At 42.8% G+C, this 24,067-nt stretch carries 24 protein-coding genes; 7 read left to right on the top strand and 17 right to left on the bottom strand.

Translation table 11 applies throughout. From position 1 onward, the window contains the following. From gspG to gspC, 5 genes are read right to left on the bottom strand one after another with little or no spacing between them, the layout of a single operon-like run. Entirely contained in the window at nucleotides 1-435 is a 435-nt protein-coding gene (gspG, locus tag ORI98_RS15335) for a type II secretion system major pseudopilin GspG (RefSeq protein ID WP_188843429.1), read from the bottom strand. A 56-nt stretch (nucleotides 436-491) separates the two neighbouring features. Beyond that, a complete protein-coding gene (gene gspF / locus ORI98_RS15330; RefSeq protein ID WP_261299550.1) occupies nucleotides 492-1,724 on the bottom strand; it encodes a type II secretion system inner membrane protein GspF in 1,233 nt (410 codons plus the stop codon). Between the two features lie 3 nt (nucleotides 1,725-1,727). Then, nucleotides 1,728-3,287 carry a type II secretion system ATPase GspE gene (gene gspE, locus ORI98_RS15325; protein ID WP_371931179.1) on the bottom strand — a complete coding sequence of 520 codons (1,560 nt, stop codon included), beginning with the start codon at nucleotides 3,285-3,287 and terminating at the stop codon, nucleotides 1,728-1,730. Continuing rightward, nucleotides 3,274-5,415, bottom strand: a complete 2,142-nt coding sequence (gene gspD, locus ORI98_RS15320; protein WP_306135811.1) for a type II secretion system secretin GspD — start codon at nucleotides 5,413-5,415, stop codon at nucleotides 3,274-3,276. Before gspD ends, gspE begins: the two co-directional genes overlap by 14 nt. A 26-nt stretch (nucleotides 5,416-5,441) precedes the next feature. Continuing rightward, nucleotides 5,442-6,356, bottom strand: a complete 915-nt coding sequence (gene gspC / locus ORI98_RS15315) for a type II secretion system protein GspC (RefSeq protein WP_306135810.1) — start codon at nucleotides 6,354-6,356, stop codon at nucleotides 5,442-5,444. A gap of 253 nt (nucleotides 6,357-6,609) precedes the next feature. Between gspC and hslR the strand changes: the two genes are divergently transcribed. The 4 genes from hslR (at nucleotide 6,610) to ORI98_RS15295 (ending at nucleotide 12,082) form a co-directional block, all read left to right on the top strand. Next, the gene (gene hslR, locus ORI98_RS15310) at nucleotides 6,610-7,008 is read left to right on the top strand and encodes a ribosome-associated heat shock protein Hsp15 (protein WP_261299553.1); all 399 of its coding nucleotides are present in this window, start codon (nucleotides 6,610-6,612) and stop codon (nucleotides 7,006-7,008) included. Nucleotides 7,009-7,052: 44 nt separating this feature from the next. Beyond that, on the top strand, nucleotides 7,053-7,913 hold the full coding sequence (hslO, locus tag ORI98_RS15305; RefSeq protein ID WP_306135809.1) for an Hsp33 family molecular chaperone HslO: 861 nt from the start codon (nucleotides 7,053-7,055) through the stop codon (nucleotides 7,911-7,913). Nucleotides 7,914-8,154: 241 nt separating this feature from the next. After that, entirely contained in the window at nucleotides 8,155-9,717 is a 1,563-nt protein-coding gene (locus ORI98_RS15300) for a phosphoenolpyruvate carboxykinase (RefSeq protein ID WP_261299580.1), read from the top strand. Nucleotides 9,718-10,261: 544 nt separating this feature from the next. Continuing rightward, entirely contained in the window at nucleotides 10,262-12,082 is a 1,821-nt protein-coding gene (locus tag ORI98_RS15295) for a M14 family metallopeptidase (protein ID WP_306135808.1), read from the top strand. Between the two features lie 108 nt (nucleotides 12,083-12,190). On the opposite strand, the gene ORI98_RS15290 is transcribed toward ORI98_RS15295, so the two are convergent. Together ORI98_RS15290 and ORI98_RS15285 are read right to left on the bottom strand one after the other, a co-directional pair. Beyond that, a complete protein-coding gene (locus ORI98_RS15290; RefSeq protein WP_306135807.1) occupies nucleotides 12,191-13,012 on the bottom strand; it encodes a hypothetical protein in 822 nt (273 codons plus the stop codon). Between the two features lie 200 nt (nucleotides 13,013-13,212). After that, entirely contained in the window at nucleotides 13,213-13,494 is a 282-nt protein-coding gene (locus ORI98_RS15285) for a GIY-YIG nuclease family protein (protein ID WP_371931178.1), read from the bottom strand. A 116-nt stretch (nucleotides 13,495-13,610) separates the two neighbouring features. Here ORI98_RS15285 and moeA point away from each other — a divergent pair, with 116 nt between their 5' ends. Further along, entirely contained in the window at nucleotides 13,611-14,864 is a 1,254-nt protein-coding gene (moeA, locus tag ORI98_RS15280; RefSeq protein ID WP_306135806.1) for a molybdopterin molybdotransferase MoeA, read from the top strand. Nucleotides 14,865-14,873: 9 nt separating this feature from the next. Then, complete coding sequence (gene moeB, locus ORI98_RS15275) at nucleotides 14,874-15,659, top strand: molybdopterin-synthase adenylyltransferase MoeB (protein ID WP_306135805.1); 786 nt, start codon at nucleotides 14,874-14,876, stop codon at nucleotides 15,657-15,659. On the opposite strand, the gene ORI98_RS15270 is transcribed toward moeB, so the two are convergent. Together ORI98_RS15270 and ORI98_RS15265 are read right to left on the bottom strand one after the other, a co-directional pair. Continuing rightward, entirely contained in the window at nucleotides 15,656-15,850 is a 195-nt protein-coding gene (locus ORI98_RS15270; RefSeq protein WP_306135804.1) for a DUF2986 domain-containing protein, read from the bottom strand. The two genes, moeB and ORI98_RS15270, sit on opposite strands and share 4 nt — an antisense overlap. A gap of 117 nt (nucleotides 15,851-15,967) precedes the next feature. Further along, entirely contained in the window at nucleotides 15,968-16,135 is a 168-nt protein-coding gene (locus tag ORI98_RS15265) for a YqaE/Pmp3 family membrane protein (protein WP_261299560.1), read from the bottom strand. A gap of 149 nt (nucleotides 16,136-16,284) precedes the next feature. On the opposite strand from ORI98_RS15265, the gene ORI98_RS15260 reads away from it, so the two are divergent. Then, entirely contained in the window at nucleotides 16,285-17,472 is a 1,188-nt protein-coding gene (locus tag ORI98_RS15260; protein WP_306135803.1) for a GGDEF domain-containing protein, read from the top strand. A 70-nt stretch (nucleotides 17,473-17,542) separates the two neighbouring features. Here ORI98_RS15260 and ORI98_RS15255 read toward each other — a convergent pair whose 3' ends face one another. From ORI98_RS15255 to moaE, 8 genes are all read right to left on the bottom strand, one after another. After that, complete coding sequence (locus tag ORI98_RS15255) at nucleotides 17,543-18,229, bottom strand: TIGR01621 family pseudouridine synthase (RefSeq protein WP_306135802.1); 687 nt, start codon at nucleotides 18,227-18,229, stop codon at nucleotides 17,543-17,545. Nucleotides 18,230-18,242: 13 nt separating this feature from the next. Beyond that, nucleotides 18,243-19,502, bottom strand: coding sequence for a HAMP domain-containing sensor histidine kinase (locus tag ORI98_RS15250; RefSeq protein ID WP_306135822.1), 1,260 nt, complete (start codon nucleotides 19,500-19,502; stop codon nucleotides 18,243-18,245). Nucleotides 19,503-19,551: 49 nt separating this feature from the next. After that, nucleotides 19,552-20,229, bottom strand: a complete 678-nt coding sequence (locus ORI98_RS15245) for a response regulator transcription factor (protein WP_306135821.1) — start codon at nucleotides 20,227-20,229, stop codon at nucleotides 19,552-19,554. Between the two features lie 14 nt (nucleotides 20,230-20,243). After that, on the bottom strand, nucleotides 20,244-20,765 hold the full coding sequence (locus tag ORI98_RS15240; RefSeq protein WP_306135801.1) for a hypothetical protein: 522 nt from the start codon (nucleotides 20,763-20,765) through the stop codon (nucleotides 20,244-20,246). A gap of 167 nt (nucleotides 20,766-20,932) precedes the next feature. After that, nucleotides 20,933-22,039: an ABC transporter ATP-binding protein gene (locus ORI98_RS15235; RefSeq protein ID WP_306135800.1), complete on the bottom strand. Its 1,107-nt coding sequence runs from the start codon at nucleotides 22,037-22,039 to the stop codon at nucleotides 20,933-20,935. Beyond that, nucleotides 22,020-22,700: a molybdate ABC transporter permease subunit gene (gene modB / locus ORI98_RS15230; protein WP_261299565.1), complete on the bottom strand. Its 681-nt coding sequence runs from the start codon at nucleotides 22,698-22,700 to the stop codon at nucleotides 22,020-22,022. The genes ORI98_RS15235 and modB overlap by 20 nt, the downstream gene beginning before the upstream one ends. Nucleotide 22,701: 1 nt before the next feature. Beyond that, entirely contained in the window at nucleotides 22,702-23,484 is a 783-nt protein-coding gene (modA, locus tag ORI98_RS15225) for a molybdate ABC transporter substrate-binding protein (RefSeq protein WP_306135799.1), read from the bottom strand. Between the two features lie 123 nt (nucleotides 23,485-23,607). Then, nucleotides 23,608-24,066 (bottom strand): molybdopterin synthase catalytic subunit MoaE, encoded by a 459-nt coding sequence (moaE, locus tag ORI98_RS15220; RefSeq protein WP_306135798.1) that lies wholly within the window; start codon nucleotides 24,064-24,066, stop codon nucleotides 23,608-23,610. Between the last annotated feature and the right edge of the window lies 1 nt (nucleotide 24,067).

Below are 24,067 nucleotides of genomic sequence, written 5' to 3'. Positions count from 1 at the left end.
TTATTGGAAGTCTTGTAAATTCCAGTTACCGATATCATCCTCAGTACCTGGTTGACCATCTGGACCTGCGCTAAAAATATCTAGCTTCCCATTTTCACCTGGGCTTAATAGAAAGTAATTATTGCGCCAAGGGTCCTGTGGTAAACGTTTAACATAACCATCTTCACGGTAATTACGTGGCTCTGGAGATGATGTCGGCTTTTGTACTAATGCTTCTAAACCTTGGTCGGTTGTGGGATAAATGCTGTTATCTAACTTGTACATGTCTAATGCATTTTCAAGGGCAACAATATCTGACACCGCTTTTTGTTGATCCGCTTTATCCTTGTTGCCCATTAAGTTTGGCACAACCATTGAAGCCAAAATCCCTAAAATAACGATAACAACCATCACCTCAAGTAAGGTAAAACCACGTTGTTTGCTGTGCTTTTGCATTAAATACGTCCTCTAAAACTGTGTTGTTGATTGGGTCAGGGCTAACGTTGACATCGTTAGCCACTGATCAAATTATTTAACTCTAAAATAGGTTGCAAGATTGCCATTACAATAAATAACACCACGCCAGCCATGCTGACGACAAGTAAGGGTTCAAATACACCAATAGCGATATTGACGTTTGATTCAAACTCACGGTCTTGGTTATCCGCAGCACGCTCTAACATGTCTTCCAACTGACCGCTTTTCTCGCCAGAAGCAATCATGTACAGCATCATCGCGGGAAACAATTTAGTGTTGGTTAATGCCGTGCCTAAACTGGTACCTTCACGTACTCTTGCTGTTGCATCGTCAACCGCTGCACGTACTTTCACATTTAGCAAAACTTCACTGGCAATCCGCATACCATCGAGTAATGGCACTGCACTAGCAGATAAAATGCTTAATGTTCTGGCAAAACGTGCTGTATTGATACTTTTACTGACCTTGCCAACCACTGGAAGTTTCAATAATAAAGTATCAAATTTCATCCGCATGCTGGGATTCATTAATACTCGCTTGAGGATAACAATCAATGCGACCAATACACCGATTAAAACCACCCCATAATTTTGTACAAAATCAGAAGCTAATATTAAAAATTGGGTTGTACCTGGCAGCTCTTGCCCCATGTGCTCAAATTGACCCACAACTTTGGGTACGACAGCCGCCAACAGCACGGCAATCACACCAACCGCAACGGTTGTTAATACTGCAGGGTAAATCATGGCTTGTGTCAGCTTTGATTTTAACTGCTGGCGACGCTCGGTATAATCAGCTAAACGGTTAAGCACCACTTCTAAATGACCCGATTTTTCACCCGATGCAACCATGGCGCGGTATAAATCGTCAAACACGTGCGGAAACTCAGCCATTGAATCGGCCAAACTATACCCTTCAACCACGCGAGAACGCACCGCCATAATCATATTACCTAGGCGCGCTTTTTCTGATTGTTGTCCAACAGCTTTTAATGCTTCTTCTATGGGAAGGCCCGCCGCAACTAAGGTCGCAATTTGGCGGGTAATTAGGGCTAACTCAGCAACCGATATGCGTTTCTTAAACAGGTTACCGAAACTAAAGCCACCGCTTTGTGCACGGGCCTCTTTGTCTGCAACCTGCTGGATCTCAATAGGCATTAACCGCTGTTCACGCAGCTGACTGCGGGCGTGACGAGCAGAGTCAGCTTCTATCACCCCTTTTTGCTGTTTGCCTTTTTTATCAAGGGCTTTGTATTCAAACGCTGCCATTGATTATTCCTCGCGCGTCACACGCAGCACTTCTTCAAGCGTGGTGACGCCAGCAAGTACTTTACTCATGCCATCGTGACGAATACTTGGGATCGCTTTGCGGACATATTTTTCAATCGCTAACTCACCTCGGCCACCATGAATCAGCTCACGCACATTGTCATCAACTACCAGCAACTCGTGAATACCGGTACGGCCACGATAGCCATTTTCACCACAGGATTTGCACCCTTTGGCACGGTATATCACCCGAGTGTCATTGGCGGTAATGCCTAATAATTCTCGTTCACGGTCATCTGGCTCATGGGCCTCTTTACATTTAGGACAAAGCGTTCGAATTAATCGTTGTGCTAACACCCCTAATAAACTTGAAGACACAAGGAAAGGTTCAACACCCATATCTTGTAAACGCGTGATCGCCCCCGATGCAGTATTAGTGTGCAAAGTCGAGATCACTAAATGACCGGTTAATGAGGCTTGAACGGAGATTTGTGCGGTTTCTAAGTCACGAATTTCACCAATCATAACCACATCAGGATCTTGACGTAAAATTGCTCTTAATCCTCTGGCGAAGGTCATATCCACTTTGGTGTTGACCTGAGTTTGCCCAATACCTTCAAGTTCATATTCAATCGGATCTTCAACCGTTAAAATATTGGTATCTTTAGAGTTAATCTCAGTTAAGCCCGCATACAAGGTGGTACTTTTACCAGAACCTGTTGGACCGGTCACCAAAATGATGCCGTGGGGTTTACGTATAAGTTGATCGAAGGTTTCACGAATGCTCGGCGTCATACCTAATTGCTGTAAATCTAGGTTACCGGTATTTTTATCCAGCAGACGCATTACCACACGCTCGCCATGGCTAGATGGCATGGTTGATACCCGCACATCCACGGCTCGACCGGCGATGCGTAACGAAATACGACCATCCTGCGGGACGCGTTTTTCAGCGATATCGAGGCGCGCCATCACTTTGATACGTGATACCAATAAAGATGATAATTTGCGATTCGGTTTTAATACTTCTTTTAATACCCCGTCGATACGGAAACGCACAATAAGCTGTTTCTCATAGGTTTCAACGTGAATATCCGATGCCTCTTCTTTGATGGCTTCTGATAATAAAGCGTTAATCAATTTGATGATTGGGGCATCATCATCACCTTCTAACAAGTCTTCTGTTTGTGGTAATTCTTCAGCAAGGGTAAATAAATCCATCTCATTGCCAATGTCTTCCATTAGCTGCTGCGCTTCAGATGAGTTAGCTTGGTAAGCTTTTGTTAGCTTGGCTTCAAAAGCCGTCTTTTCCAACTTAAACAAAGGTAACTCTTTACCAGTGTAACGGCGAACCTCAAGCATGGCTTCGATTGGCGTTGTTTCGGTATAAAATAACGCCAACTGCTCATCTTCCTGAGCAAGCACTAATTGAAAACGATGTGCGAAAGTAAATGGTAGTCGCTCTTTACTGTTAGAGCGAAAAACCTCATCCCCTTCCACTTCTAGCGCTAACTCTTGTGAGGCCAGCGCGAGTGGATCAAGCGCGCTATCAGTCATCGGCATTCTCACTGTCATCGACTTTAACATCAGTTTGTTTTCTATCACTGATGCTCTTTAAGGCGGGATCCGTTTGGCGCATTTTAGTATCTAAACCATCACCATTTTTGTAACGCTCAAGCACTTCATTAACTTCGTCTGGTAAGTAAGCCTCTTGATCCCACTCTTCCAACACTGGCACTTGAGAATTTGGCATTAAATTAATCCCTCTTTCTTGTTGATTAAGTTGTAGTGCCCTGAAATAGTTATACTTACGACCTGCAATACCTTCCATTGTAATACCATCACGGATGATAGTTGGCTTAATAAAGATCATTAAATTCTTCTTTTTCTTGCCGCTAGAAGATGATTTAAATAAATGACCAATCACCGGAATATCACCTAAAAATGGCACTTTTTGCACGCTTTCTTGGACTTCTTCGTTAATCAATCCACCCAATACGACAATTTGCCCTGAGTCAGCCATCACAGTGGTCGTTAAACGACGGGTTGCAAAGGTAACGTCGACGCCGGTTTTACCATTGATACCTGACACCTCTTGCTCAATCGTTAACTTAACAGAGCTGCCTTCGTTTATTTGAGGCACCACTTTCAGTTTTACACCCACTTCTTTACGTTCAACGGTTTGGAATGGGTTAGAGTTACCGTTACTTGAGTTTTGGCTACCGGTTAAAATCGGCACTTCATCACCCACTATAAATGACGCTTCTTGGTTATCTAGGGTCGTAATCGATGGCGTTGCTAGTACGTTTGAATTGGTGTCGCTTGATACCGCTTGGATCAAGGCACCAAAATCGCCCATGGCGACACCCCATGCCATGCCGTTCACTTTGCCTAACGCTTGCGCCAGTAAAGTGATATCGCCCGGTGTATCTGGGTTATCGGTACAAGTCTGGTTATCACCAGCACCACTACAGGTTTGCGAAGCTTTTTGGTCGCGCGCACTCCATACACCCGCACCAATTTCACCAATCGTTGGACCTAAGTTATTAAACTGAGTACCACCACCCGCTTCGGTAGCCCATTGAATGCCAAAACCAACATCATCACCTTCTGATACCTCAACAATAATGGCTTCAACTAATACTTGGGCACGACGAATATCTAACTGGCTGATGACATTTTCAATGGTACGTAATTGGTCAGGTTCAGCACTAATCACCAGCGCGTTGGTATCGGGATGGGCCATGATGTTAATTTCATTGCGGCGCTTACTGCCACCTTGTTGCTGCGCGCCATCTTTGTCACCTTGCAGGTTTTGCGCAAATCCTGTTAATACCTCAACCAAATCTTCTGCTTTGGCATAACGTAAATAACGCACCTTAGTGTTACCGGTGCTGGCTTGCTCAGCATCAAGACGTTTAATTAACTCAACAACGCGTTGACGGCTTTTTTCATCACCACTAACCACTACGGCATTGATGCGCTCGTCTGCAACCACTTTTGGCGCTTGGCCGGGTAATTGCGCTTGATTGGCACTTGAACGATAAAGGGTATCAATAATACGTACTATCTCGCCTGCTGAAGCAAACTCTAATGAAACAACTTGTACAGCTGTATCACCTTGCTTATCAACGCGGCGAACAATATCAACCAACTTGTTCACAACAGCGGCACGCCCTGAAATCATTAAAACATTCGATGGGTCGTAGTTAACAACGTTACCGCCACCAGCATTATCATTTAACTGACGTAACAGTGGCGCAAGCTGCTTGGCTTCGGTGTTATACAGTGCGACGATACGGGTAACCATTTCATCGCCTAAACCAGGAGATGAGTCATCAGCCACTCTAATTGCTGCGGTTTTCGCATCTTTATCTTTAATGACTTTAATGACCTGGTTTTCCATTTCAACCACGGCGTAACCATAAACTTGTAGAACGTTCAAAAAGAATTGGTAGTACTGTTCATCACTTAATAAATCATAACTGCGGACGTTAATTTTGCCGCGCACTGTGGGATCAACAATAATGGTTTTATTGAGGTTTTTACCCACAATATTGATAAACTCTTGAATATCTGTGCCTTTAAAATTAGCAGCATATTGTTCCGACCAAGCGCCATGAGAAGCAAGCATTGCAGCACCCGCTAGCATGCCAGCAAAAATCTTGTGTCGAAGTCCTTTATTATTCATTCTTCTTATTCCCCTAATGCCACTACTTATTCTGGCAAACTAAACATGATTTCGACCAATTGCCCTTCGCGTTCAACCATAACTGACATTTCGGTTAACTCTGGCAATTGCGCCATCACTTCTAATGCTTGACCCATATCGGTCAAATCAAATCCATTAATGGATTTCGCTAAATCACTCGGTTGAAAACCTGCCTGTTTGAACAGAGCAACATCTTTACCTGGATTCAAGCGATACCCTGCCACTTCACCGTCTTTTTGCACGGGTGAAATAGCGATAAAATCGGTAATTTTACTGGGATCGGCTAACAATTCATCACGTGAGTTAGCCAATTCAGCTGAAAACTCACTATTTCGGCGGTCCACTTGTTGCACATTGCGTTGATTGGTTTTGGCTTGTTGAAGCTGCTGATTCACTTCGCTTTGGGTTGTGTATTTTAAGCCATCAAGCATTAAGGTTTCGTAACGTCCAGCATTGGTAATAATAATACGGTCAGCGTAAACCTCTTTGAGTGACGCTGAAGTCCCTTTAATTTTATCACCCAAGCTATAAGTCTCTTGGTTGCCGCTAGATTCAATAATCGCCAGCCCGTTTTGCTCCGATGTGGAGGCAACAACACCGGTTAGCTGAATAGATAAGTTGGTTTTAGGTGCATCAGTAATCTGCTCAACGACTTCAACCTTTGGCTTGCCGCCAGCGGCGTCCATTTTACCGAATAACAGTAAATCGCGCACAGCATCAAGCTCCACACGCTTAGCGGTGGATGAAGATATGGGGGATGGTTGCCATGTAGCCTGGCTATCAGACGTCGGCATTAACTTCCATGTGATTTGCGCCGCAAGCAGCAACGCAACAATCAGACCCACCCAAAAAACGACATTACTCACTTGTTTATGTGGAATAATAGCCGCTTTGGCGATCAGTTTATCTAATAAATCCATAGTCTTGTGGACCCTCTATACTTTTACAGTACAGGCCTCTGTTTATGTTGTTAATTTAGCAATAGCTACTCATGCTAACCTACACTGCAATCAGCAACAAGCCCAGAGCAGATCAATTGGCGAAATACAGCAAAATATGCTAACTTTGCGCGCCTGAAAAGGCTGTGAGGTGTACCTCTTTTTGCAATGATACTTTATCGACATGACGGTAAAATGACTCAGCTTGTGAACTCAGTCCTGTTTTGGAGGTGCTTTGAAAATCGATAATCCAGATAAAACCTCAGTTAGACTAGATAAATGGCTGTGGGCAGCCCGTTTTTACAAGACTCGTGCTTTAGCCAAAGACATGATTAATGGCGGCAAAGTACACTATAACGGCCAGCGCAGTAAATCCAGTAAAAATGCCGAACTGGGTGCAAAGATTCGCATACGCCAGGGGCATGATGATCGCGAAGTGATTATCACTAGGTTATCTGAACAACGCCAAAGCGCAGCGATAGCACAAACACTTTACCAAGAAACCGAGCAAAGCATCACTAAACGTGAATTTAATGCCGAAGCCAGGCGACTAAATATATTAAACAATCCGGCACCAGATCATAAGCCAGATAAAAAACAGCGCAGACAACTTCTGCGTTTTAAAGACTTATAGAATTCATCGATGACTCAACCATCGATTTATAGAAGAGATACGTTATGACTCACGATATGTTACACCGCTACTTATTTGATGATGCAGATGTCCGTGGTGAAGTTGTTCAGCTTCAAGACAGTTATCAGCAAGTGTTATCTGCTCATGATTACCCATTAGCGGTTCAACACTTATTAGGTGAGTTAATGGCCGCTACGTCATTGCTCACCGCAACCATTAAATTTACTGGCGATATTAGCGTGCAGCTACAAGGTGATGGCCCAGTATCTCTTGCGGTTATCAATGGTAATAACAAGCAAGTAATGCGCGGCGTTTCTCGTTGGGATGGTGACATTGCTGATGACGCAAGTTTGCAGCAGATGCTAGGCAAAGGTTACATGGTGATCACGCTGACTCCTGATGAAGGTGAGCGATACCAAGGTATAGTGTCATTAGAGCACCCAAACCTTGCAGCATGTTTAGAAGAGTATTTTAATCAATCAGAACAGTTACCTACGCAAATTCAACTGTTTGCCAACGGAAAACAGGCTGCAGGCATGTTATTACAAGTTTTACCGTCTAAATCAGCAAAAAATGAAGATTACGAGCATTTATCAACCCTAACGGCCACGATTAAAGCCGAAGAGTTATTTACCCTAGAAGCTGAACAAGTTCTGCACCGCCTTTATCACCAAGAGCAAGTTCGGTTATTTGACCCTGTTGATGTGACGTTTAAGTGCCGCTGTTCACGCGAGCGCAGTGCCGCAGCTATCCGCACCATTCCACAAGCAGAAGTGGAACAGATTTTAGCGGAAGAAGGTAAAATTGAGATGGGCTGCGAATATTGTTCCGTCATGTATACCTTTGATGGCATCGACATCGCCTCTATTTATGCGGTCAGCCCAAGCAACGATACCCCTCAATAACCTTACAACGTTACACAACCTGTAAGAGTTACATTAAAAAAGGCGCTTTTAGCGCCTTTTTTGTCTTTGTTCGCAACAAAAAACAGATAAACCTGAAAAACTTTCAAAAAAATTACCAAACTGTTCGTTACCCAGCCCTTAACATAAGTTACAATCGAGTTACTGAATGACATACAGGCTTGTCCAACAATAATAGTCTTTCAGAAAACCTCTTTTTGAAGCTTTAGAGCGAAAACGACCTATAAACTTGGAGATTTACACTATGGCGGATGTATCAAACCGCGTTCACCTTAATCCAACAACAGCTCAACTTGTAGAAATTGCGCTTCTTCGTGGAGAAGGTCAACTTACCGCAAACGGTGCATTAGTGGCAAAAACGGGCGAAAGAACAGGACGTTCCCCGAATGATCGTTTTATTGTTAAAGAATCAGGTTCAGAAAGCGAAATCGAATGGGGCAATGTAAACCGTCCATTTGATGCTGGAAAATTTGATGCATTATGGGGGCGTGTAGAAGCCTACTTAGCAGACAAAGAGTTATTTATGTCTGAATTAGAAGTTGGCGCAGATGATGACCATTATTTACCCATTAAGGTCACCACTGAATATGCATGGCACCAGATTTTTGCACGTAATTTATTCATTACTCCAGAAACCTTCAACCGTGGTAACAAAGATGTTTGGCAAATTATTAACGCACCTGGTTTTGTTTGTGTACCAGAGCGTGATGGCACCAATTCTGAAGCTACGGTAATCCTGAATTTTGCAGAACGTAAAGTATTGTTAGCGGGCCTTAAATACGCAGGCGAAATGAAAAAGTCGATGTTCTCAGTGCAGAACTTCCTTTTACCTGCCAAAGGCGTGTTACCAATGCATTGCTCTGCAAACGTAGGACATGATGGTGATACCACTTTATTCTTCGGTTTATCAGGTACGGGTAAAACCACCTTATCAGCCGATCCAAAGCGCTTCTTAATTGGTGATGATGAACATGGTTGGGCGCCTGGTGGCGTATTTAACATTGAAGGCGGCTGTTACGCCAAATGTATCGACCTAAGTCAAAAGAACGAGCCTGTGATTTGGGATGCGATTCGTTTCGGTACTGTGCTTGAAAACGTCGTGCTAGATGCAGACCGTGTACCTGATTATACCGACACAAGTTTAACCGAAAACAGCCGCGCGGCTTATCCGCTTGAGCATATTGCTCAGCGTAAAGAAGAAAACCGCGGTGCAGAGCCAAACTCTGTGGTGTTTTTAACCTGTGACGTTTCTGGTGTATTGCCACCGGTTTCGATACTAAACAAAGAACAAGCGGCATACCACTTCTTATCAGGCTATACCGCGAAAGTCGGTTCGACTGAAATGGGCTCAACGGCCGCAATTCAATCAACCTTCTCTACCTGTTTTGGTGCCCCTTTCTTCCCTCGCCCAGCTGGCGTGTATGCTGAATTATTAATGAAGCGTATCGAGTCTTTTGGCAGCCGTGTTTACTTAGTTAACACAGGTTGGACTGGCGGCCCGCACGGTGTGGGTAAGCGTTTTGACATTCCAACCACGCGCGCAATCGTAGATGCTATTGTCAGTGGCGAATTGAAAGACGTTGAAACTGTGCATATTGATAAGCTGAACTTAGATGTGCCTGTGGCAGTGACTGGCGTTGACAGCAAATTACTTAACCCAGTAAACACTTGGGCGGATAAAGCTGAATACAACAAGTACGCCCAGCAAATTGCACAAGAATTTGCGGCAAACTTTGTAAAGTACGATGTATCAGACGCGATTAAAAATGCTGGCCCTAAAGCTTAACTCCCCTTGCTTTAAGGCAACATTTTAACCGTTTGTAAGCCCTAACTTTGTTAGGGCTTATTTTTTATGGGGTCGTTCCTTATTCAATTCATCAACACCAATACTCACATCATGATGCTTAAGGTAAAAGACATGAGGTTAAGGCAACACACTAGGAGTGTGAAGCCTTAACGATTATTTTTACAGTATGCTGTTAGCATCTGTAACTAAACAGAAATTTTGTGCGGTTATGGATTAACATAAGTAAAATTCAGGGTATATAGCCAAAGCGCTAATGCGGTAAAAATGTTCAACAAGCACTGCCCAAAGATGATGTTAAAAATCAATTTCACTTTGCTCAGTGAATTTTGCTGAGATCGCAAGGCTGCACTCCAGTCGTGACGCTTAATTCGTTTTTATTTAGAGCAAATCCCCACCAGCAAAGAGCTCTACCCTAGTTTGTAACAAGTTTTTAAATCCGCTTTTTTCGATGCAAAATATTGCTACTATGGGTCATTAATTATCTCTTTCAAATCGACCTTATAATAATATTAAGAGAGCCACCATGCGCCTAATCGCTTTATCAACCTGTATTACTTCAATCATACTTTCATCAGCTAGTTTTGCTCAAACACCAACAAGCCATCAATTTATCAACGACGCGATTTTGCCGCCCATTCAGGCCTGGCAAGGTAAAAGTGAAGCACTGTTAGTAAGCCATGATCACCCGTGGGTAACGCCATTTGAGCAACAAGGATACATCACAAGCCCTGATTATGCGCACACCATGCAATGGTTAGATAAACTGGTTAGTCGTAGTGCAAACTTACAAAAAGTGAGTATTGGCAAAAGTCCGCAAGGACGAGATATTTGGATGATTATCGCCTCAAAGGATGGCGCAGCGTCACCGCAACAATTAAACAAGAATAATAAAGCCACAGTACTGGTTCAGGCTGGGATCCATTCTGGTGAAATCGACGGTAAAGATGCTGGCATGATGTTATTACGGGATATGGCTTTTGGGACCAAACAGTCATTACTCGATAACGTAAACTTACTTTTTATCCCCATCTTCTCAGTCGATGGTCATGAGCGCAGCACTGAATACAACCGAGTGAATCAACGCGGTCCAGTCAATATGGGGTGGCGCACCACTACAACAAACCTTAATTTGAACCGTGATTATGCCAAAGCAGATGCGCCAGAAATGCAGCATCTTATTCACGTAATCAATCAATGGCAGCCAGACTTGTACATTGATGTGCATGTTACCGACGGCATTGATTATCAATATGATGTCACCTTTGGCTATAACGTAGAACAAGGTTACAGCCCTAGTATTTTTAACTGGTTAGAAAATACCTATCGCCCGCAAGTGGAGTCGGCACTAACGGAAAATGATCATATTCCTGGAAAACTGATTTTTGCTAACGACAATGCCGATATGAGCCAAGGGCTTTCGTATTGGAATCCGAGCCCGCGTTACTCAAACGGTTATGGTGATGCACGTCATTTGCCGACAATTTTAATAGAAAATCACAGCCTAAAACCATTCAAACAACGTGTTTTAGGCACTTATGTCATGCTAGAACAAACACTGAAAACGGTTGCAAGCCACGCAGATACATTAACCGCGGCGATCAAACAAGATCAGCAACGTCTATCACCACAAATAACGTTAACTTGGCAAAATGAGCCTCAATCCAATTGGGATTTTAAAGGGATAGATTACCGTATCGAAAAAAGTGAGATTAGCGGTGCAGATGTGGTTCGTTGGAACGGACGTTCCAAATTATATGCCGCTTTACCGGTGACAGGTAATACCAAAGCGGATATTCAAGTCCAACGCCCAAAGGCTTATTACATTCCTGCTCAATGGGCGGTAGTTATTGATAAATTAACCTTACATGGAATTGAAATCAGCACCTTAACCACACCAGTGAACATTCGCGCAGAACAATATCAGTTTGAACAACCTCAATTTGGCCAAGCCGATTATGAAAGTCGCCAAACCGTGACCGCGAAACTGAATGCAAGCCTGATTGACATCACTGTTCCTGCGGGTACGGTTAAAGTCAGCACAGCCCAATCTTTGGGTGATTTAGCGATATTGTTACTTGAACCACAAGCAGAAGATTCTTTATTTTACTGGGGTTTTTTCAACACAATTTTCACGCGTACCGAGTACATTGAAGATTATGCCGTTGAGCCATTAGCGGTAAAAATGCTGGCCGAAAATCCAAGCCTAAAAGCAGAGTTTGCATTGGCGTTACAGGATAAAGATTTTGCGCAAAACAGCGAAGCAAGATTGCGTTGGTTTTATGAACGTAGCCCATATTATGACACACAATATCAGGTTTACCCTGTGCTGAGAGAGATAAACTAACCTCAGGCAGACATAAAAACTGATTATAAAACAGTAACTTACTCTAATCGCAGTGTTATTTTTGCCATCATCCACTCATGCTGGCAATAAATACATCAGTCAAACAATTTATTGAATTTCTACACCAGTGTCCACAACAGGAATGCGCCACCATAATTGAGCATTATTGGTTGGCGTAGTAGCTGGTAAATGTGGGTTTACCAACTCAAATATACGGGCGTGGCTTAAACGTTCGAGCGGAAAAATATCTTTAGTAATAGGATGTTGTTTTAAAAATAATGCGAACTTGCCGCTATCAATTAACTGAATAAGGCCACGATGAATACGTGTTTGTAATTGGGTGTTTTCTCTTTTAACAAAAAAATACATAGGTAATGGATAACGCAGTAGTACTTTTTCAAACGGAATAAACTCGGTATTCGTTGGCGCACTGAGTTCGGCATAAACCTCATTCAATCCCCTTGGAAAATAATCGCAGCGGTCTTGTTTGAGCATCGAATACATCAAATTAAAACTGATAACCCGCTCTACAACATAACCATTGAACTCTAATATGTCAGAGTCAGGCCATTGAGAGCCTTGGCATGCTTTAAGTTTTTTGAGTTGTTCGGGGGTATTAATCGCTTCAAATACCGCTAAGTTGTGCTTTTTGATGACTGGCACACGAATGCCTAATAACCCAGCGGTTAATGGTACCGGGACTGCCGCGTAATTTTCTTCTCTTTGAATACTGGTTCCCGCCCAAAAAACATCAAGCATATCTGAGTTAAGTAACTGCAACCCTCGTGATTGGGATACATTCAGATCAAGGTTAACAATATTCACACTGCCATACTCGTCTTCGGTTTCAGCCATCACCTCTGCAAGTAAATCCTGGTAAAACGAATGGCTTACATTGTCCTCTGATTGAGAAGCTTCAATGCGAATCACATCCTGCGCCTGGATGCTCAACGCCAACATGGACAGCAAAAATGCAGCGATTAACCTGAGGAATATCATATGCGGTTATGCCTTAAAGAAATATTGGTATAGTATAGTGTACTGATTAAATTTAACTCTTCAAATGCATATAAATTAATACTGTTATTACATCGCCTTAATTAAAATAACTTTTTAATTGGTTTTAACCGCTAACTGCAACCGCCCTGAGTAATCAAACTCACTTTTTTATCCCTTGAAAGCTTTTTTATAGCCATTTCACGCTTGGTGGCAGTGCTACGACAGGGTAACGACTCTTGATAAACCAGCAGCAATGGCCCCTTACCTTTGAGATATTTGGCCGCTTTAACCCCGCTACTTTGATGTTCAGAAAATCGTCGAGCAATATCAGTGGTGATCCCTGTGTAAAAGTGACCATTCGCACATTGAATTATGTACAGAAACCATGGCTTTGCTGATTTATTTTGTGGCATAGGTTATAAAAATCTTAAGTTGGATCATAAAACACAGCGATTATCATGGCATACTAACCCATAATTTTATCTTGTCACCTTTAAGTGAAAACAACTGGCTTATAAAGGAATTTCTGATGGTATCAACTCAAGACCCTTGTGCTCAACCTACGTTATTGCATCCCGATGATGCCATTATTCAATTACTTGCCCAAGTTGATGCCACAAATGATTCTGAAGTCGTTGATTTAAGTCATGCTATTGGTCGTGTACTGGCTGAAGATCTGACATCAGGTATCGACCTTCCACCTTTTGATAATTCCGCTATGGATGGGTATGCATTTCGCTTTGATGATTTAGATGCTCAAGCGCAAGAAACTCATCTAACGTTAGTGGGAAGCTCGTTTGCAGGTCACCCATTCAGTGGTAAAGCCCAAAAAAATACCTGTATTCGTATTATGACGGGAGCTCCTGTGCCTGCGGGATACGACACAGTGCAAATGCAAGAAAAGTGCACCGCCAATGGCGAGGTTATTTGCATTGGTCATCCAGCAAGAAAAGGCGCCAATGTTCGAGCCAGAGGTGAAGAACTAAGCGCGGGTACAAAAGTCTTATACAAAGGCACCCAAATTAGAGCTGCTGAAATGGGCGTTATCGCCACAATAGGCCTCAGCCAAATCAGAGTTGTACGCACGATTAAGGTGGCCTTCTTTTCTACCGGAGATGAACTTCGCCCTGTCGGCACTGAACTCGCTCCGGGACAAATTTACGACTCAAACCGTTACTCCATTCAAGGTCTAATGGCCAAAGCGAATGTCGAATGGATTGACCTAGGCGTGATCCGAGATGATAAAGAAGCCATAAGAGCGGCTTTTAAAGACGCGGCATCTCAAGCTGATATGGTAATCACTTCGGGTGGGGTATCTGTGGGTGATGCAGACTACACTAAACAAATCTTATCTGAAGAAGGCCAAATTACCTTTTGGAAATTGGCAATAAAACCCGGTAAACCCTTTGCATTTGGTAAGTTAGGCAAGGCAGTTTTTTGTGGTTTACCAGGTAATCCAGTGTCGTCAATGGTGACATTCTATAAGTTAGTGTGGCCTATCCTGAACAAAATGCAGGGCTTACCAAATAGGGCTGCCATAACCTATCAGGCAAAATTAACCACCGCCATTCGTAAACAGCCTGGCCGAGTAGAATACCAACGAGGTGTGCTTACACAAAATGCACATGGTGAACTTGAGGTGGCAGTGACCGGAGGCCAAGGGTCAGGCATGTTAACCTCTATGAGTATCGCGAATTGCTTTATCAATCTTGCGCAATTCCAAGCCGATGTTGAGGCTGGCACGATAGTGAATGTTGAACCCTTTCACAGCGTATTAAGCTAGGAGCCAAGTATGAGTCAAGCTAGCGATATTCAGCCGACTGACGAGCTTCTTTCAGATAACGAAATGTTACGTTATAGCCGTCAGATATCGATTAAAGCAATGGATATCGACGGACAGGAAAAGTTGAAACTGGCAAAGGTGTTGATCATTGGTGCTGGAGGCTTAGGCTGTGCAGCCAGTCAGTATCTTGCCGTAGCGGGTGTTGGTGAGATGACACTGGTTGATTTTGATACCGTTGAGTTGTCAAATTTACAACGCCAGGTATTGCATCAGGATGCCAATATTGGTCAAGCTAAAGTTGACTCAGCCAAGCAAACACTGAGTCAGCTTAATCCACTCATTACCATTAATACTATTAATGCGCTACTTGATGAAGATCAAATCGATGAGCTTGTCGCGCAACACACCTTGGTATTAGATTGCACCGATAACGTGTTGATTCGTGAACAACTTAATCAAAGCAGCTTAAAGCATCAAAAAACCTTTATTTCTGCCGCTGCAATTAGAATGGAGGGTACGATCACGGTATTTGATTATCAGCCTAACAGCCCTTGCTACCATTGTTATAGCCAACTTTTCGGAGAGCAACAATTAACGTGTGTAGAATCAGGTATTCTTGCTCCCGTAGTTGGATTAATAGGCTGTATTCAAGCTACTGAAGCCATCAAAGTGATTACCGGTATGGGACACAATCTCTCTGGGCGCATTCTAATGGTTGATGCGATGACCATGGAATTTCGAGAAATGAAGCTAACAAAACAGCCTAAATGTTCAGTCTGTAGCCCAGCAAACTAATCGTCTTTCATTGGTATGTTTGATGGTTCGGTAGGAGGTAAAGCTTCTACCGCAGCTTCTACCGCAGCTTCTGCAAGTAATGCTCGTTCCGCTTTAGATATATATTGAGGTTTATTGCCAGTCAGTAACTTTTTATTGGCTTTTTTGGCTTTTGACTTAAGTGTTTGGTTAATCTTCTTTTTACGATTCATATTCAGTCAGTTCAAATTGCAATAAATCATTATACCACTTGTTTACTGAATCATTCATCAGGGTTGCTGCTTGAACTTTAATGGCTTCACCCGTTCAAGCAGTCAAACACACCATTCCTATTCTTGTATCACAACCCATATTGCATGGATTAATCCTGGTACAAAAAAGAAAATACACAATAAGATATTGATCAGTAGATCTTTACCGGCACCTTTTTTGAGGAACACCGCCACAGGAGGAAGTAAAATCGCAATAATGATTAACAATAATTTGTTTGTGTCCATGTTCTGTCACATCCTAATTTAACAAATTTATACAAGTCATCAGCTTACACACCAAAATAAGGATTAGCCACTACAAAAAGCTATCTTATAGGTTCAAAGCCTACTATTCTAAAAACACTATAATAAAAAAGATACTCCAATCTAAGCTGATGCCAAACGAGATTAGTTTTATTTATTTACAATTTTTTGGCGTGATTGCCATTACTGGAGCATTTGCTTGGGGGCTAATGACGTCTCCAATTCGTATTGCTCCTAAAGCCAGCCGGCTATTCGCCTTATCGAATTTATGTATGTTTTTCGCTATGGCGTTATTTTATTATCGTTCTGATACCGTCAGTTATTGGCATTGGTATTTTGCCGATATGGTATTTACTTTCGGTTTCTGTTTGCTACGTTGGGGTGGATTACATTTATTTAAACAGAAACTGACATATCAAACTGATATGATTATTTTCAGTGTCACCATTTTAGTGATGTTACTCATTCCCCCTCAGCAAACTTACGCACCTTACTTAATGGTTGTAGCAAGCTTTGGCGCAAGCTTACTGTTTTTCTTTATCACCAAAGACAATTTCAAAGCCATGCGAAAAAGTCTATCAATAACATATTCTGTAATGCTGACACTGCCATATATGTTGGCCACACTATTTTTTGTCAGTCGCTTTCTTTTACTGCTGATTTTTGCCAATAATCTTGCCCTTATTGAAGCGTTAACCACATTAAAATCACCCATCGTATTGTGGTGTTACATCGGCTTTATCTTGAGTATTAATTGTGTGTTATTTGGTAACGCATTAACACGCTTAGTGTATAAGATCCATAAACTGGCTAAAAAAGATCAACTGACCGGTTTGTGGAATCGCCATGCTTTGATGACAAGATTAGACTTGGTCGACGCACTTTGGCGGCGAGATAAACAAGCCTACAGCTTGTTATTAATGGACTTAGACCACTTTAAAGGTATCAACGATACCTATGGCCACTTAGGTGGCGATGCCGCATTGCGACATATAGCGGCAATTTTACAAAGGTCGCTGCGAAAAGTAGACTTTATCTGTCGTTTCGGTGGTGAAGAGTTTCTGATCATCTTGCCAGCAACCGATGCAGAAAAAGCGTATTTTGTGGCTGAAAAAATACAGTCTCAAATTAACCAAAGCGCTCTAAAATGGCAACAACATACCATAGAGGTTCAAGTCAGTATTGGTTATGCCACCATTGATCAAGGCTTATCTGTTGAGAAGTTATTACAGCTTGCCGACGAGGGGATGTATTGCGCCAAGCAACAAGGACGAAACACTATCAGTACCTTAACGCCTGCGCAGAATACGACAACTTAACAACCTAATATGCAATCTAGACGAGTTACGTCAATAATACTGCTCTGGTCAGATTATTAAATCACAAGATTTACGGCTTTTGCGGCCAATCCAATTGTGCAGGTAAAGACCAATTATCTTGAACACATTGCTGCATGGCTTCGGTTAAAAAGCAAGCGCCTTCAGTCGGTAATTGAGTAAACTGATACTCTTGCTCTAAGTAACAAAAATTCAATTGATAGGCATGTAAATAACAACGATCACTTGTTTGCTTACCATATAAATTATCACCTAATATTGGCACCCCAACACTGGCTAAAGCCACTCTCAATTGATGGGTTTTGCCGCTAAAAGGTTTCAGCAGATAAGCCCTGATACCCGAACCTATCGTGAGTGAGAAAAAATGGGTTATTGCAGGGTTTTCTTTGGTTCGCAGCAGTTTATACATGCTGCGACGTGACTTGGCCATATCCCCAATAATCCACCCTTGCTTTTTTTTCGGCTTACCGGTCGCAATGGCCAAATAATATTTTTGTACCTGATGGGCGGTAAACATCTGCGTAAAGCGATTGGCCGCTTCGGATGTCTTGGCTAGAATAAGTAACCCTGATGTCGGTGTATCTAGCCGATGCACGGCAAATAACTTAACCCCGAGATCGATTTCAACCTGGGCAACCACTCCCGCTGTGCCATCTTGGCTATGAAAATGCACATTGGCCGCTTTATTAATAATAATAAAATCATCCTGCTGACTGACAATTTGGTACGCACTGGTCAATGTACTATTTCACTTATTTGAAGTGGATGCTCACAAGCAAACCGGGATGATTATCAGTTAATTCTATACTGGCCTGGTGACGAGATAAAATGGCTTTCACCATTGAAAGCCCTAATCCTGTACCTTTGTAGTGTCGACTTGGATCTAGTCGAACCAAGCGCTCAAATACTCTTTCTTTATCTTCATCGGCAATACCGGGACCATTATCAGCAATTTTAATGCATTTATTATCTTGCTCGATATGAATTTTGGCGCCTTCTGGCGAATATTTAATCGCGTTATCCACTAAATTGAACAGCGCCTGAAACAGAAGATATTTATCACCTTGTATGATTGCATCTTCTTTTAAATCAATCGTGAATACTTGATCTTTAGCTTCAGCAATGACATCAGCCATTTCAAACAAGTCCTGGCAAATCTCTTGTAAATGAATAGGCTGTAAATCCAATAACTGCTGACCTTCTTCAATACGGGTTAATGACAGCATGGCATCAAAGGTTGCCAAACAATCATCTAGCTCTTCCAATAATTCGGCGCGCGCATCTTCTAATTCCGCTTGGGGCTTTTCGGACAACTGCTCAATACCAATCCGTAAATGCGACAATGGGGTGCGTAAATCATGGGCAATGTTATCTGTCACGCCACGAACAGCGCGTAAATTTTGCTCCAAGGTATCAAGTACACGATTAAATTGCTGCGCCAACATATCAAATTCATCTTGCTGACGGCTAACGGGCAGACGAGTGTTGTAATGCCCCGCCTCAATTTGCTCACTTAATTGGTTGTACTGCACCAAACGACGAAGAATGGCTTTAGAAAAAATATATCCCAAGGCTAAAGTTAACCCTAGCGTAAATGCCACCGCCCAAAATGCAGCATTAACAAACTTTTCAATCAACATGGCTAATTGATCTGTTCGGGTGGCAATCAACACAGGACCATAATTGGTCATGGCTAACCCGCCAGTCAAGATATGTAATTTATCAGGACCGCCAGTAAAAATGGGAAACTCTTTTGTTTCAGGTAAAAGCGGCATATTGTCAGGTAAAAACGTTAATGCCCCAACCATATCGACACTGTTTTTCCAGGCAATTAAAGCTGTTTTTGGATCTGAGGCCTGAATTTGCGCAGCAAAGCTGCGTCGATTAACCGTCAAAGCAAGCTGTTGATACCGCTGCATTTCTGCAGACAAATGCGCATCCACTTGATTTTCTTGCTCAATAATCAGTTGTCTATACAAGCTAGAAATAAGCATGACAATCAAAATCGTCACTAGTGTTGAGAAGATTAACGTGATGCGCCAAGCACTGCTTTGGTAAGGCTTAATGCCCTTTGCAAAGACGATATCCAGCACCCCTTACGGTTTCAATTAGCTCACCATGGTCTAACTCTTCAAACTTGCGACGTAGTTTTGCGATATGCACATCAATCACATTAGTACGCGGGTCAAAGTGATAGTCCCAAACCGCTTCAAACAATAATGTCCGGCTGATGACCTGATTTGGATGCTCCATTAAAAATTTCAACAACTGAAACTCTTTAGGCTGCAACATCAACTCTTTACCATCTAAGGTTACATTGCGAGTTAGCAGTTCCATTTTCAGTCCACCCACTTCAATATCGGTAGTGGCGGGTTCAATAACATTACGCTGCGCCAGTTTTTCAGCCCTTACAAGCAACTCGGCAAACGCAAAAGGTTTGGTCATGTAATCATCACCGCCCGCCCGTAAACCTTTTACCCTTTCATCTACATGGCTTAAGGCCGATAAAATCAATACCGGTGTTTTATTTCCGCTGGTTCGCAGTGCAGAAAGCAAAGTTAAGCCATCAAGTTTTGGTAACATGCGGTCCAACACAATCAAGTCATATTGATTGTGTTTTGCCAACGTTAGCCCTTCTTGGCCATCGGTTGCACTATCAACACTATACTGCTGCGCGGTAAATCCTTCAGCCACATATTTCAATGTTGTGGCATCATCTTCTACGATCAAAATACGCATAGTCATAGTCGCAATTAATCCCATTTAAGTAGTGGTAATGGACGGAGATTCTCAATATCAAAGGCAATAACTTTTTTAGCTTCATTACTGAGCATTTGTAATTCTAGATAACTTATTGATAAGTCGTGGTCTAAGTCTGCTTGAAGTAAAAAACCATTTTGATTTTGAATAGCCAAACTGACTAAAGACGAGAATGAAATATTTTTTTCACGCATAAGGCTAACAGCATGCAATTGTTCAATGCTATTGCCCTCGTAAGGCTGACTAGTTTCATCTAGTAGAGCCCCATCTAGCGCACTGTATTCAAATTGATAAAGTCGCTTTGACTCGGTATTAATGGCTGACAGTAAGTAAACTAATTGTTCGTTGTCGATCTCAAGTCCAAAACCGCACAAGGTGCCCTGCTCTTGCTGTTCCCAATGCTCCATAACAGATATCGGCGTTAATAGGCCTTCCTGGGATACTAATGATTGTATCGATGGTGCAGCCATAGATACCAATGGGAACAAGCACAGCGCAACAAGCAACCGAACCATTTTAAGCCTCAAATTTAAAAGAATGCGTACTCTTATACTTTACCTAAGTCCTACTCAAGACCCAAGAAAGTTAAGATTAATAATTGATCATCCAATGTAATGAACAGACGATTATGGGTTACTAGTAAAAAGAAATTCGTGTAGATAAGTGAAGTGGTAAGCTGAAGTTAAGTCTGTAAGACATGAATTTGGTCAGACTTCAATGCCAGCGTGGTTTTTTGACCTTGTTGTAATCCTAATTTATGGCAAAGATGAAGCGGTATGTCGGCATTAATAACCTGTTCGACCCCTGCTATTCTTGCTATCACTCGCACCATTTCCCCCATCACTAACAAAGATTCAATTTCAACATCCAGCTTATTGATGCTTTTGCATAATCGACCGCTAGTGATAGCGTTAAATCGAATCCCCTGGTTAGGAATAACCCAGCGGATATGTTGCCCAACAGACATCTTTGGCGCATTTTCAGTTGCAATTTGATTATGCCCAAACGTCAGCCATGTCATTGCTCGCCCCTCTTCTTGGGAAACAACCGTGGCATCAAAAATGTTACGAAGCCCCATTTGTCTAGCAACGGCTTCATTTCGAGGGTGCGACATCACTTCAAATGGTCGACCTTGCTGCAGCATTTGTCCCTGACTGATTAAAATCATCCGGTCAGCTAATAATTGTGCCTCATGAATATCATGGGTCACCATGATCACCGGGATGGCTAACTGCGATTTTAATCTCGCTAATTCAATGTATAAACGTTCACGGGTTTCTCTGTCTACCGCAGAAAAAGGCTCATCAAGCAGTAACACTGAAGGTTCTCGAGCTAATGCCCTGGCTAAAGCCACTCGCTGCCGTTGTCCACCAGACAAGTTTGCCGGTAACCTATCGGGTAAGCCATCAAGATTGACCCGCTCAAGCCACTCTAGGGCACGCTGTTTACGTTGCGACTTTGGCACATGATCTAATCCCGCCATCACATTTTGCATTACTGTTAAATGCGGAAACAAGCCAAAATGTTGCGGCACGTAGCCAATATGACGCTGCTGTGGGGTTTGATGAATTTTTTGCTGACTATCAAACCAGACATTGTCACCGTAAGTGACTTTTCCTGATTGCGGCTGACTTAGCCCGGCAATCATTCTCAGTAATGTGGTTTTACCGCCACCAGAGGGGCCGACAACCGCCAGCATTTCACCCGCTTTACAATGAAAGTCCGCCTCTAACGGAATAGGCGATAGCTGTGAAAAGTGACAATTCAGATTAGCGACTTGAGTGACCAAGATGGCCTCCTAATCGCCGCGAGAGACTAGTTGTCAGAGCCAATGCACTGATTGCAAACAATAGCAGCACTAACGACATGGTCCCAGCGCCATCAAAATCAAACGCTTGTACACTGTCGTAAATAGCAATTGAGATCGTTTTCGTTTCGCCTGCAATATTGCCGCCTAGCATCAACACTACGCCAAACTCGCCAAGCACATGGGAAAAGCACAAAACTAATGCTGTTAATACACCTGGCCAAACCATAGGCAGTTCAACTTTATAAAACAGTGTGAATCTACTCATACCACAACATGCAGCGGCATCTCGTACATCTTTAGGAATGGTTTCAAAAGCGCGCTGAATCGGCTGCACCGCAAAAGGAATATTAACCAAAATAGAGGCGATAACTAAACCTGAAAAGTGAAACACCAGTTGCTGCCCAGTCAGCTGCTCAACCCATTGCCCTAACCAGCTTTGATTACCCATACCCACCAACAGGTAATAACCTACCACAGTTGGTGGTAACACTAGTGGCACCATAATCAGCGCTTCAACCCAAGACTTACCTTTAAACTGATGATAAGCCAATGCTCGACCAACAAACAACGCCAGCGGGATCAGTAATATTACCGTGACACTGCTGAGTTTGACCGATAACCACATTGCCTGCCAATCCATACTACTTACCCCCTTCTGGCGCAAATAATGTGTGATTGGTTTCAGAGGCTAATACCGCTTCAGGCACATGAAAACCGTATTTAATTAAAATGGTTTGTGCCACTGGAGTTTGCATGTAATGGTAAAAAGCGACCGCCGTTTTAGAGGCCTGTTTCATTAACACCATTCGTTGCTGAATTGGCTGATAAAGTGCGTCATCAATGGCTGCATATTGGCCAATGCGTTCAAAGTTTGGTGTTAATACCAAAGACAATGGGATAATACCGCCTTGAGTCGAACCACTCACGGCAAACTGCGCCGCTTGAGAGGCATTTTCACCGAGAATGATATATGGCTCAACCGCCTGCCACAAACCTTGTTTTTCTAACACCTGTTGCGCCCGTTCACCATAGGGGGCGTGGGCTGGATTAGCGATAGCAAAACGCTTTAGCTTACCCGACTCAATTAATGCCTTTACCCCAAGTAACTGGCTATCTAACACTAATGATGAGCCTTTCGAAGCCGCAACGGCCAAACGCCCCATCGCATAAATCTGACCTGCGTCTTGGGTTAACCCCGCTTTAACTAATTGATTAGGATAAAACTCATCAGCACTCAGCAATAACTCAAATGGGGCACCATGTTGAATTTGCGACACAAAATTACCCGATGAGCCATAGCTTAAGCGTACCGTCATGCCCGTATCTTGGGTAAATTGGGCCGCAATATCATCCATAGCAAACTTAACGTTAGCCGCAACAGCAATGGGGGGATTTGAAGAGGAAAATGCAAAATGAGGCTGCATTAAACAGCCTGTAAATATTAATAATATGGCTATTTTGGGGCTTAGTTGAATTAACGATTTTGCATAAGCAAATTTTTGCGCAAAAAAACCATAAGCCATATCAGATAGAAACATCATACAAGGTTATGACTGCCACATTTTGGCAGCTTGTTCGTCACTGTCACGGGCATCAACCCAATGGCTACCCTTGTCGCCGGCTTCTAGTTTCCAAAAAGGCGCTTTGGTTTTCAAAAAGTCGATCAAAAACTCACATGCAGCAAATGCCGCTTTGCGATGGGCACTGGTCACGCCGATAAACACAATTTGCTCACCTAAAGCCATAGTGCCAACACGGTGAATAATAGTGACATAATTTAATGGCCAGCGGGCATGAGCTTGCTCAGTAATTTGCTGCAGTACCGCTTCAGTCATACCTGGATAGTGTTCTAAGGTTAAATCAGTGACGGGGTTACCATCATTAAAGTCACGCACTTTACCGACAAAATTAACCACAGCACCGTCACTGTTGTCACTTGCAAGTAGGGCATATTCTTCAGCAACATTAAAATCTGCCGTTTGCACACGTATGTTTGCCGTTTTCATC

This window comes from Shewanella sp. ULN5 (assembly GCF_030731885.1).
Classification (GTDB): Bacteria; Pseudomonadota; Gammaproteobacteria; order Enterobacterales; family Shewanellaceae; genus Shewanella; species Shewanella holmiensis.
This window is presented reverse-complemented; position numbering and strand designations above follow the sequence as displayed.